This window comes from Streptomyces galbus (assembly GCF_005280195.1).
GTDB lineage: Bacteria > Actinomycetota > Actinomycetes > Streptomycetales > Streptomycetaceae > Streptomyces > Streptomyces galbus.
Genome location: NZ_SZPR01000008.1, coordinates 650151 through 662070 on the forward strand (window position 1 = coordinate 650151; position 11920 = coordinate 662070).

General features: G+C 74.1%; 9 protein-coding genes. All 9 read left to right on the forward strand.

All coding sequences use genetic code 11. The features are described from left to right. Window positions 1-8 precede the first annotated feature (8 nt). The 9 genes from E4U92_RS07325 to E4U92_RS07365 are packed head-to-tail and all read left to right on the forward strand — an operon-like array spanning window position 9 to window position 11913. Window positions 9-2207 carry a bi-domain-containing oxidoreductase gene (locus tag E4U92_RS07325; protein WP_137299418.1) on the forward strand — a complete coding sequence of 733 codons (2199 nt, stop codon included), beginning with the start codon at window positions 9-11 and terminating at the stop codon, window positions 2205-2207. Beyond that, window positions 2204-4159 carry an alginate lyase family protein gene (locus E4U92_RS07330; protein WP_168725053.1) on the forward strand — a complete coding sequence of 652 codons (1956 nt, stop codon included), beginning with the start codon at window positions 2204-2206 and terminating at the stop codon, window positions 4157-4159. Before E4U92_RS07325 ends, E4U92_RS07330 begins: the two co-directional genes overlap by 4 nt. An 8-nt stretch (window positions 4160-4167) precedes the next feature. After that, a complete protein-coding gene (locus E4U92_RS07335; RefSeq protein ID WP_137299419.1) occupies window positions 4168-5700 on the forward strand; it encodes a right-handed parallel beta-helix repeat-containing protein in 1533 nt (510 codons plus the stop codon). Between the two features lies 1 nt (window position 5701). Continuing rightward, window positions 5702-6958 (forward strand): O-antigen ligase domain-containing protein, encoded by a 1257-nt coding sequence (locus E4U92_RS07340; RefSeq protein ID WP_137299420.1) that lies wholly within the window; start codon window positions 5702-5704, stop codon window positions 6956-6958. Between the two features lie 2 nt (window positions 6959-6960). Beyond that, a complete protein-coding gene (locus E4U92_RS07345; protein ID WP_137299421.1) occupies window positions 6961-8202 on the forward strand; it encodes a glycosyltransferase in 1242 nt (413 codons plus the stop codon). After that, window positions 8199-9434, forward strand: a complete 1236-nt coding sequence (locus tag E4U92_RS07350; protein WP_137299422.1) for a class I SAM-dependent methyltransferase — start codon at window positions 8199-8201, stop codon at window positions 9432-9434. The genes E4U92_RS07345 and E4U92_RS07350 overlap by 4 nt, the downstream gene beginning before the upstream one ends. Beyond that, the gene (locus tag E4U92_RS07355) at window positions 9431-10240 is read left to right on the forward strand and encodes a glycosyltransferase family protein (RefSeq protein ID WP_137299423.1); all 810 of its coding nucleotides are present in this window, start codon (window positions 9431-9433) and stop codon (window positions 10238-10240) included. The genes E4U92_RS07350 and E4U92_RS07355 overlap by 4 nt, the downstream gene beginning before the upstream one ends. Continuing rightward, entirely contained in the window at window positions 10237-10884 is a 648-nt protein-coding gene (locus E4U92_RS07360; protein ID WP_137299424.1) for a PIG-L deacetylase family protein, read from the forward strand. The genes E4U92_RS07355 and E4U92_RS07360 overlap by 4 nt, the downstream gene beginning before the upstream one ends. 3 nt (window positions 10885-10887) lie before the next feature. After that, the gene (locus E4U92_RS07365; RefSeq protein WP_137299425.1) at window positions 10888-11913 is read left to right on the forward strand and encodes an NAD-dependent epimerase/dehydratase family protein; all 1026 of its coding nucleotides are present in this window, start codon (window positions 10888-10890) and stop codon (window positions 11911-11913) included. The last annotated feature ends 7 nt before the right edge of the window (window positions 11914-11920 follow it).

Sequence of the window (11920 nt, forward strand, 5' to 3'; positions counted from 1 at the left end):
GGACTTCGGTGAAACAGGTAGTACAGAACTACAAGAGCGGCGAGCTGGCGCTCCTGGACGTGCCGGTGCCGGGCTGCAAGCCGGGCGGGGTGCTGGTGCGGACCTCCTACTCGCTGATCTCCACCGGGACCGAGCTGATGAAGGTCTCCGAGGCCGGGATGTCGATGCTGGGCAAGGCCCGCTCGCGGCCGGACCAGGTGGCCAAGGTCGCGCAGAGCGTCGCCACCAACGGGCTGCCGGCCACCTACCGCAAGGTGATGGGCAAGCTCGACTCGTACACGCCGCTGGGCTACTCGCTGTGCGGGGTGGTGGAGCAGGTCGGCGCCGGGATCGACGACGTGAAGGCCGGCGACCTGGTGGCCTGCGCCGGCAACGAGCACGCGCTGCACGCCGAGCTGAACTGGGTGCCGAAGAACCTCTACACGCCGGTGCCGGACGGCCTCGCGCCGCGGCACGCGGCGTTCGGCACCGTCGGGTCGATCGCGCTGCAGGGCGTACGCCAGGGCGAGTCGCACCTGGGCGAGGTGGCGCTGGTCATCGGCCTCGGGCTGATCGGGCAGCTCGTGGTGCAGCTCCTGGCCGCCTCGGGGGTGCGGGTGGTGGGGGCCGACCCCGACCCGGCGCGCTGCGCGCTGGCCGAGCGGCTGGGCGCGGCGGCCTGCGGCGACCCCGGTTCGGCGGCCGTGGAGGTCGCCGTCGCCGAACTCACCGGCGGGCACGGCGTGGACCAGGTGTACCTGGCCGCCGGCGGCGGCAGCAACCAGCCGGTGGAGCTGGCCGCCCGGCTGTGCCGGGACCGCGGCCGGGTCGTCGACATCGGCAAGTGCCGCCTGGACCTGCCGTGGAACGCGTACTACGAGAAGGAACTCGACGTCCGCTTCTCCCGCAGCTACGGCCCCGGCCGCTACGACCCGGAGTACGAACTCCAGGGGCGCGACTACCCGATCGGCTACGTGCGCTGGACCGAGCGCCGCAACCTGGCGTGCTTCCTCGACCTGGTGGCCCGTGGCAGCGTCGACGTGGAGCCGCTGGTGTCCCACGTCGCCGACTTCGACGACGCGGTGCCGACGTACCAGCGGCTGAAGGACGGCGAACTGAAGGCCGTGGCGGTGCTGTTCCGCTACCCCGGGCAGCCGCAGGAGGCGGACGCCGAGACGGCGCAGGCCCCGTCGGTGGCCGTGCCCGCGGTGCGGCGGACCGGCGGCACGGCGTCCGCGCCCGCCCGGGCTGCCGGGGCGCCGGTGCGGCTGGCGTTCGTCGGCGCAGGCAACTACGCGTCGTCGATGCTGCTGCCGCACCTGGCGGGGCGCGAGGGAGTGGAGCTGTCCACGGTCGTCACCACGACGGCGCTGTCCGCGGCCAACGCGCAGCGCAAGTTCGGTTTCGCCGACGCGACCACCGACCTCGACGCGGTGCTCGGCGACCCGTCCGTCGACGCGGTGTTCGTCGTCACCCGGCACAGCTCGCACGCCGGGCTGACCCGCAAGGCGCTGCTGGCCGGCAAGGCCGTGTTCGTGGAGAAGCCCCTCGCCCTCACCGAGGACGAACTGGCCGACGTGGTCGCGGCGGTGGAGGAGTCCGGCAACGACCGGCTCCAGGTGGGCTTCAACCGCCGGTTCGCGCCCCTGCTGCACGACGCCCGGCGGCGGTTCGGCACCCGGACCGGCCCGGCCGCCCTGCGCTACCTGGTCAACGCGGGCCGCCTCGACCACGGCAGCTGGTACCTCCAGGAGGGCTCCGAGGGCACCCGGTTCGTCGGCGAGGGCGGGCACTTCATCGACACGGCGAGCTGGCTGCTGGACGCCGACCCGGTGTCGGTGTGGGCGACCGCGCCGTCCGGCAACGACGACCTCCAGGTGGTGCTGCGCTACCCGGACGGCTCCACCGCCACCATCAGCTACGTCACCTCGGGCCCGTCCGGCTTCCCCAAGGAGACGCTGGACCTGATCGCCGACGGCCGCGCGCTGCGCCTGGACGACTTCGTGCGGGCCTCCGTCTACGGGCGCAAGCGGTGGGTCAGCTCCCGGCTGCCCAAGGCCCGGGACAAGGGCCAGAACGCCGAACTGGCCGCGTTCGTCAGGGCGGTGCGCACCGGCGGGCCGATGCCGGTGCCGCTGGAGTCGCTGGTCGCCACCACGGCGGCCACCCTCGCCGTGCGGGCCAGCCTGGTCGGCGGCGCGCCGGTGACGCTGGCGGGGGCGCGATGACCCGGGCGTCGATGAGCGCGGGCTGGTACCTGCGGCGGCTGTCCCGGATGGGTCCGGCGGAGGTCGGCGGCCGGGTGGGCGACACGCTGCGCAGGCGGCGCTGGCGCGCGGCGCCGCCGCCGGACGGACCGCGGGTGACCGGTGTGCGGTTCACCTCCGTGCTGCCCGCGGGGACGCTCGCCGAGGTGCCGCCGGACGCCGTGAAGCGGCTCCTCGCCGAGGCCGACCGGCTGATGGCCGGGCACGCCGTGTTCTTCGGCGTGGACCGCGACGACCTGGCCGACCCGGACTGGTCGTACGACCCGAAGACGGGGCGCCGGGCCCCGGGCGGCTACGCCTTCGACGTGCCGTACCGGGACGAGGAGGCGATCGGGGACGTCAAGCAGATCTGGGAGCCCTCCCGGCACCAGTACCTGACCGTGCTCGCCGCCGCCTACGCCGTCACGGGCGACGAGCGGTACGCCGAGCGGGTCGCGGCGCACCTGCGGTCGTGGTGGACGGCCAACCCGCCGCTGCGCGGGGTGCACTGGGTCAGCGGGATCGAGCTGGGCATCCGGCTGCTGTCGTGGGTGTGGGTCCGCCGGCTCCTCGACGGCTGGCCCGGCGCGGCCGCGCTGTTCGAGGACAACCCGGTGGCGCTGCACCAGATCTGGCACCACCAGCGCTGGCTGGCGGCCTTCCCCAGCCGGGGGTCCTCGGCGAACAACCACGTCGTCGCGGAGGCCGCCGGGCAGTTCGCCGCGGCCTGCGCGTTCGCCTGGTTCCCGTCCTCGCCGCGCTGGCGCGCCGACGCGCTGCGGTCGCTGGAGCGGCAGCTGCGCGCCAACACCTTCGCCTCCGGGCTCAACCGGGAACTGGCCACCGAGTACCACGGTCTGGTGCTGGAGCTGGGCCTGGCCGCGGTGGCCGAGGCCGACGCCGCGGGCGTGCCGGTGCCCGCGTCGGTCCGCAGGGTGCTGCTGCGGATGACCGACGCGCTCGCCGCCGTCGTGGACCGCCGGCTGCGGCCGCCCCGGCAGGGCGACGCGGACGACGGGTACGGCCTGGTCGTGGACGGCGCGGGCACCGACCGCTGGGGCTCGCTGCTGTCCACCGGGGACGCCGTGTTCGGCCGGCTGCCCTGGTGGCCCGCGGTGACCGGCACCGACGTGCGCACCCCGCTGCTGGCCGCGCTGATCCGGCCCTACCCGGGCCGGGGCAGTGCGGTGGCCCGCCCGGACCGGCGCCCGGTCCACTTCGCCGACGCGGGCCTGACGATCCTGCGCAGCCCGGAGCGGGACGGGGGCGAGATCTGGTGCCGCTGCGACGGCGGCCCGCACGGGTTCCTGTCCATCGCCGCGCACGCCGACGCGCTGTCGGTGGAGGTCCGGCACGACGGGGTGGACGTGCTCGCCGACCCGGGGACGTACTGCTACCACGGGCAGCCCGAGTGGCGGCGGTACTTCCGCTCGACCCTCGGCCACAACACCCTGGAGGTCGACGGCACCGACCAGTCGGTCTCCGGGGGGCCGTTCCTGTGGACCCGGCACGCACGCAGCCGGGTGCTGGCCGCGGACGCGGACCGCTGGAGCGCCGAGCACGACGGCTACCGGCCGTCCGTGCACCGCCGCCGGGTCGAACTGGCGGCGGAGCGGCGGGAGCTGAGGATCGTCGACGAGCTGAGCGGCGACCGCCGGGCCGTGCGCCTGGCGTTCCACCTCGGCCCCGCGGTCGCCGCGGAGCTGACGGGCAGCCGGGCCCGGCTCACCTGGACGTGCGACGGCGAGGACCGCTCCGCGGTGCTCGACCTGCCCGGCCAGTTGACCTGGGAGGCGCACCGGGGCGAGAGCGACCCGCCGCTGGGCTGGTACTCGGCCGGCTTCGGCCGCAGGGAACCCGCCACGACGCTGCTCGGCACCGGCTCCGCCGACGGCACGCGCGGGTTCACGACCGTACTGACGTTCCGCGGCTAGGGGGGCACGTGGGAATCAAGGGGCGGGCCCGGGGGTGGCCCGCGGTGGCGTCGGCGCTGGTCCTGCTGGCGGTGGCCGGCTGTGACACCAGCACGGCGAGCACGCAGCGGCCCGAGCCGACCGCTGCCGCGCCGACCTCCGCGTCCGTGGCCCGGGTGTGCGCACACCCGGGGGACGGGCCGGCGACGGCGCCCGCGGGCGCGGTGACCGTCGACCCCGCGGTGCCGGGCGACCTGGCGGCGAAGACCGCCAAGAGCCCGCCGCACACCACCTTCTGGCTGCGCCCCGGCACGCACCGGCTGGAGGCCGACCGCTACGCCCAGGTGATCCCCAAGGAGGGCGACACCTACCTGGGCGCGCCGGGCGCGGTGCTCGACGGCCGGAAGACCAACCAGTACGCGTTCGGCGGCACCGCGCGCGACGTCACCCTGCGGTACCTGACCGTGCGGGGGTTCGTCGCGCCGCACGACGAGGGCGTGGTCAACCACGACTCGGCCGACGGGTGGGTGATCGAGCACTCGGTGATCCGCGACAACTCCGGCGCGGGGCTGATGGCCGGCGCCCGCCAGCGGGTCCGCGCCAACTGCCTGCGCGGCAACGGCCAGTACGGCATGAACGCCTACAAGTCCGGCGGCCGCATCACCGGGCTGCTGGTCGAGGGCAACGAGATCACGGGCAACAACACCGGCGACTGGGAGAAGAAGCGGCCGGGCTGCGGCTGCACCGGCGGCGTGAAGTTCTGGGCCGTCGACGGCGCCGACGTGCGCGGCAACTGGGTGCACGACAACCGCGGGGCCGGACTGTGGGCCGACACCAACAACAACGACTTCCGCATCGAGCGCAACGTGCTGGAGTCCAACGACGGGGCCGCGCTGATCTACGAGACCAGCTACAACGCGGTGATCCGCGACAACGTCTTCCGGCGCAACAACTGGGTCGAGGGCCGCCACTACGCCGACCGCGGCGACACCTTCCCCTTCGCGACGGTCTACTTGTCCGAGTCGGGCGGCGAACCGCGGGTCAAGGCCCGCACCGACAGGATCGACGTCTACCGGAACACGCTGGAGAACAACTGGTCCGGCATCACCCTGTGGGAGAACGCCGACCGGTTCTGCAACAGCCCGGCCAACACCTCCTCCGGGGACTGCACGCTGCTGGTGAAGAAGACGTCCCGCTGTGCCCGGCCGGCGATCGCGTCGGCGCCGCTGTACGCGGACTGCCGGTGGAAGACCCAGCGGGTGGACATCCACGACAACCGCTTCGTGCTGGACAAGTCGGTCGTCGACTGCACGGTCAAGTGCGACCGCATGGCGGTGCTGGCCAACTACGGCACCTACCCGGACTGGTCGCCGTACAAGGGCGAGGGGGTGGCCCGGGCCGTCACGCTCCAGCAGCACAACCGCTGGCACGACAACACCTATGTCGGGCCCTGGACGTTCGTCGCGCTCGACCCGAGCCGGGTCCTGGACTTCGCGCAGTGGCAGGGCGCTCCCTACCAGCAGGACGCGGGCAGCACCTTCCGCGCCGGGGACGGTGGTTGAGATGCGCACGGGAACGGCCGAGGAGATCCGTACGGAGCCCACGCCGGGGCCGGTGGCCGTCGTGTGGGGGCTGCTGGTCCTCAACACGCTCGGCTCCGCCGGGGCGAAGACCATCGTGCCGCTGCCCCGCTCGCTCATCCAGATGGTCACGATGGGCGCGCTGGTCGCCGCGTTCACGCTGGCGCTCGCGGTCAACCTGCGGCTGCGCGTGCGGGCCAGCGCCTTCCTGCTGCTGCTCACCCTGCTGCTCGCGCTGAGCGTGGTCTCCAGCGTGCACCTGGAGTCGGGGTTCGGCGCGCTGTTCCGCTGCTTCCGGCTGGCCGTGTTCGTCGGCACGCTGTGGCTGGTCAGCCGCTGGTGGGACGGCGACATGACGTTCGTGCGGCACCACATCCGGATGTACTTCGCGGTGCTCGGGTCGGTCGCCGCCGGCCTGGTCCTGTCCCCCGGCGCCGCCCTGCCCGACCTGTACGGCGGGCGGCTGGTCGGCGCGCTGTGGCCGCTCACCCCGCCGCAGATCGGCCAGTACGCCGCGGTGATCATCGGCCTGACCGTGCTGCTGCTGATGGGCCGCCGCACGGACCGGACCAGCGCGGCCGTGGTCATCGTGCCGTCCCTGGTCCTGCTCGCGCTGACCCACACCCGCACCGCCACGCTCGGCCTGCTGATCGGGCTGGCGCTGGCCATCGGCTCGCTGGTGCTGACCAGCGCCGCCGCCCGGCGGTTCTTCGCCTGGGCGGTGGTGGGCGGCACGGTGACCGCGGTGGTGCTCGGCTCCGCGCTGCAGGCGTGGTTCCTGCGCGGGCAGAGCAAGGAGAACTTCACCAGCCTCACCGGCCGTGCCAAGGTCTGGGACGCGCTGCTGTCGGCGCCCCGCAGCACCACGGAGTACCTGTTCGGGGTGGGCCTGGGCGACAAGTCGTTCGGCGGCCTGCCCATCGACAACAGCTGGCTGGCCGTCTACCACGAGCAGGGCGCCCTCGGCGTCGGCCTGGTCGCGGCGATCGTGCTGGTGCTGGGCGGCGTGGCGCTGCTGCGGCCGCCGTCGCTGGCGCGGGCCTGCGCGATCTTCCTGATCAGCTACTGCGCCATCGCGTCGTACACGGAGGCCGGGCTGGGCGACGCCTCCCCGTACCTGCTGCACCTCACGGTGGCCGCCTCGCTGCTGGCGACGCCCGTCCCGGCGGGGCCGCTCCCAGCACCCCAGGTCCCCCGACGACGCGTCCCGGGGTGGGCCCGGAGAACGGAAGTGTCCTGACCATGCACGTCCTCGTGGTGCACAACCGCTACGGCTCGGCGCAGCCGAGCGGCGAGAACAAGGTCGTCGACCAGGAGGTGGCCCTGCTGCGGGAGGGCGGCCACCGCGTCGGGGTGTTCGAGCGGCGCAGCGACGACATCGCCGGCCGGTCCCTGCCGGGCAAGGTCGCGGTGCCGCTGCTGGTGCCGTGGAACCCGGGGGTGCGCACGGAGCTGGCCGCCCGGCTGCGCGCCGAGCGGCCGGACGTGGTGCACGTCCACAACGTCTTCCCGCTGCTGTCGCCCGCGGTGCTGGCCGCCTGCGCCGACGCGGGCGTGCCCGCCGTGGCGACGCTGCACAACTACACCCAGGTCTGCCCGCCCGGCACCCTGCAACGGGCGGGGCGGCCGTGCGCCGAGTGCGTCGGGGGCACGCCGCTGCCCGCCGTGCGGCACGGCTGCTACCGCGGCTCCCGGCTGGCGACCGTGCCGCTCGCGGTCAGCCTGTCGGTGAACCGTCGGCGCTGGTGGTCCGGCGTGGAGCGGTTCCTGTGCATCTCGGCCGCCCAGCGCGACGTGCTGGTCCGCGCCGGGATGCCCGCCGAACGGCTCGCGGTGAAGCACAACTTCGTGCCCGACCCGGGCACCGTGCGCACCGGGCCCGGCGAGCACCTGCTGTACCTGGGGCGGCTCGCGGAGGCCAAGGGCGTACGGCTGCTGATGGCCGCGTGGGACGCGCTCGCCGCCGACGGCGGGGTGGGCGTGCCGCTGGTCATCGCCGGGACGGGCCCGCTGGAGCCGGAGGTGACGGCCTGGGCGGCCGGCCGGGACGACGTGCGCTCCGTCGGCCTGTACGACACCGCGCAGTGCCGGGAGGCCGTCGCCCGGTCGGTGGCCGTGGTCGCGCCGTCGACCTGGCTGGAGGCGTTCGGGCTGGTGGTCGTGGAGGCGATGGCGGCCGGCGTGCCGACCGTCGCCGCCGGGCACGGCGCCTTCGTCGAACTCGTCGAGGACGGGGTGACCGGGCTGCTGCACCGCCCGGGCGACGCCGCGTCGCTCGCGTCCTGCCTGCGCCGGATCACGGCGGCGCCGGACGGGGGCCGGGAGATGGGGCGGGCGGCCCGGCGCCGGTACGAACAGGACTTCAGCCCGGCCGTCGGGCTGGAGCGCCTGCTGGCGGAGTACCGCACCGCGATCGCGGGGCGGTCGGCACTGGCTCGCGGCGGGGACTCCCGCGCGGGCAGGGGGGATGGGGACAGCAGATGACACGATGCCGACTGTGCGGCTCGGAGGCGATGGCGAGCGTCGTCGACCTCGGCGCCACACCACCGTGTGAGAGTTTTCTCGCCGCGGACCAGCTCGACCGGCCGGAGCCGGCGTACCCGCTGCACCTGCGGGTGTGCACCGACTGCTGGCTGGCGCAGATCCCGCCGCTGATCACACCGGAGGAGACGTTCCAGGAGTACGCGTACTTCTCCTCGTACTCGACGTCCTGGGTGGAGCACGCGGGGGCCTTCGTCGACGGCGCGGTCGGGCGGCTGGGCCTCGGCCCCGACGCGTTCGTCGTGGAGGTCGCGAGCAACGACGGGTACCTGCTCCGGCACGTGGTGGACCGGGGGATCCGCTGCCTGGGCGTCGAGCCGTCGGTGAACGTCGGCGCCGCGGCGCGGGAGGCGGGCGTGCCCACGCTCACCGCGTTCCTCGACCCGGACACGGGCGCCCGGGTGCGCGCCGAGCACGGCCCGGCGGACCTGGTCGTCGCCAACAACGTGTACGCGCACATCCCCGACGTCATCGGCTTCACCCGGGGCCTGCGCGCCCTGGTCGCCGACGACGGCTGGGTCTCGATCGAGGTGCAGCACCTGCTGACGCTGATCGAGGACAACCAGTACGACACGATCTACCACGAGCACTTCCAGTACTACACGGTCGCGGCCGCGATCCGGGCCCTGGCGAGCGGCGGACTGGCCCTCGTGGACGTCGAGTTGCTGCCCACGCACGGCGGCTCGATCCGGCTGTGGGCGCGCCCCGAGGAGGTGGCCGGCGAGCCTACCGACCGGGTGGCCGACGTGCTGGCCCGGGAGAAGGCCGCCGGGCTGCAGGAGCTGTCGGGGTACACCGAGTTCTCCGCCCGGGTCGCCAAGGTCCGCCGGGACCTGCTGAAGTTCCTCATCGAGGCGGCCGAGCGCGGTGAGACGGTCGTCGGCTACGGCGCCCCCGGCAAGGGCAACACCCTGCTCAACCACTGCGGCATCCGGCCCGACCTGCTGGCCTACACGGTCGACCGCAACCCCTACAAGCACGGCCGGTACACCCCCGGCACCCGCATCCCGGTCCTGCCGCCCGAGCAGATCGCCGTCGACCGGCCGGACTACGTGCTGGTGCTGCCGTGGAACCTGCGGGCCGAGCTGGTCGAGCAGTTGTCGTACGTGCACGAGTGGGGCGGCCGGCTCGTCTTCCCCATCCCGGAACTGAGCATTGTCGAGGTGACGTCATGAAGGTCGTGCTGTTCTGCGGCGGTTACGGGATGCGGATGCGCAACGGGTCCGCGGACGACGTGCCCAAGCCGATGGCGATGGTCGGCCCGCGCCCGCTGATCTGGCACGTGATGCGCTACTACGCGCACTTCGGGCACACCGAGTTCATCCTGTGCCTCGGCTACGGCGCCCACCACATCAAGGACTTCTTCCTCAACTACGAGGAGACGACGTCCAACGACTTCGTGCTGCGCGGCGGTCGCACGGAGCTGCTGTCCACCGACATCGCCTCCTGGACGATCACGTTCGTGCAGACCGGCATCGAGTCGCCGATCGGCGAGCGGCTGCGCCGGGTGCGGCCCTACCTCGACGGCGACGAGATGTTCCTCGCCAACTACGCCGACGTGCTCACCGACGCCCCGCTGCCGGAGATGATCGACCGGTTCTCCCGGCGCGACGCCGGCGCGTCGATGATGGTGGTGCCGCCGCAGTCGTCGTTCCACTGCGTGGAGCTGGGCGAGGACGGCCTGGTCGGCGGGATCACCCCGGTGAGCGAGCTGCCGCTGTGGGAGAACGGCGGCTACTTCGTGCTGCGCCAGGAGGTCTTCGACCACATCCCCGAGGGCGGGGACCTGGTCGCCGACGGCTGCGCGCAACTCGCCAAGCGGGGGCGGCTGGTGGCCCACCAGCACCGCGGCTTCTGGAAGCCGACCGACACGGTCAAGGAGCGCGCCGCGCTCGACGAGGCGTACACCCGCGGCGAGCGCCCGTGGGCCGTGTGGGAGCAGGACGACGCGGTCCGGCGCGCCGCGGTGAGGACCGCGTGATCCGGCTCGGCGCGGGGCGCGTCGACCGGGTCGTCGCGGTGGGCGCGCACTGCGACGACATCGCCATCGGCGCCGGCGGCACCCTGCTGACGCTCTGTCGGGCCCGGCCGGGGCTGCGGGTGGACGCGTTGGTGCTGACCGGCGGCGGCGGGGAGCGCGAGGAGGAGGAGCGGGCCGCGCTGGCCGCCTTCTGCCCGGGCGCCGACCTGCGGCTGACCGTGCTGAAGCTGCCCGACGGGCGGGTCCCGGTGCACTGGGACGAGGCCAAGGCCGCCGTCGAGGAGCTGCGCGGGCAGGGCGACCCGGACCTGATCCTGGCCCCGCGCACCGACGACGCCCACCAGGACCACCGCCACCTGGCCCAGCTGGTGCCCACCGCGTTCCGCGACCACCTGGTCCTCGGCTACGAGATCGTCAAGTGGGACGGCGACCTCGGCCGTCCGGCGGCCTACCAGCCGCTGACGCCCGAGACGGCGGAGGACAAGGTGCGCCTGCTCCAGGAGCACTACCCCTCGCAGCGCGGCCGCCCCTGGTACGACCGGGAGGCCTTCCTGGGGCTGGCACGGATCCGCGGCATCGAATGCCACGCGCGCTACGCCGAGGCGTTCGCCGTCACCAAACTCACGCTCAACCTGGGGGGTTGAACCATGCGCGTACTCCTGACCGGACACCAGGGCTACCTGGGCACCGTGATGGCCCCGGTCCTCGCGGCCGCCGGGCACGAGGTCGTCGGCCTGGACGCCGGCCTGTTCGCCGACTGCGTGCTGGGCCCGCGGCCCGCCGACCCGCCCGGGCACCGGGTGGACCTGCGCGACGTCACCGCCGAGCACGTGGCGGGGGTGGACGCGGTGATCCACCTGGCGGCGCTGTCCAACGACCCGCTGGGCGCGCTGGCGCCCGACCTCACCTACGACATCAACCACCACGCGTCCGTGCGGCTGGCCCGGCTGGCCCGCGAGGCCGGGGTGGGCCGCTTCCTGTACGCGTCGACCTGCTCGGTGTACGGCGCCGCCGGCGGTGACGAACTGGTCGCCGAGGACGCCCCGTTGCGCCCGGTGACGCCGTACGCGGAGTCGAAGGTGCGGGTCGAGGACGACCTGCACGAGCTGGCCGACGGCGACTTCAGCCCGGTGTACCTGCGCAACGCCACCGCGTTCGGCTTCTCGCCGCGGCTGCGCGCGGACATCGTGCTGAACAACCTGGTGGGCCACGCGCTGCTGTCCGGCGAGGTGCTGGTGCTGTCCGACGGGACCCCGTGGCGCCCCCTGGTGCACGCGGCCGACATCGCGCGGGCGTTCACGGCCGCGCTGAGCGCGCCACGCGAGGCGGTGCACGACCGGGCGTTCAACATCGGCAGCGAGACCAACAACGTGACGGTCGCCGAGATCGCCGCGCAGGTCGCGGAGGCGGTGCCGGGCTCCGAGGTGGTCATCACCGGTGAGAACGGCGCCGACCCGCGGTCCTACCGGGTGGACTTCTCCCGGTTCCGCGCGGCCGTCCCGGGCTTCGACTGCGAGTGGACGGTCAAGCGGGGCGCGCTCGAACTCGCCGACGCCTACCGCGCGCACGGGCTGACCCGCGAGGCGTTCGAGCGGCGCTTCACCCGGCTGGCCGTGCTGCGCGCGGCGTCCGGGGCGGGCACCGTCGACGACACCCTGCGGTGGCGCGCGTGAGCACACC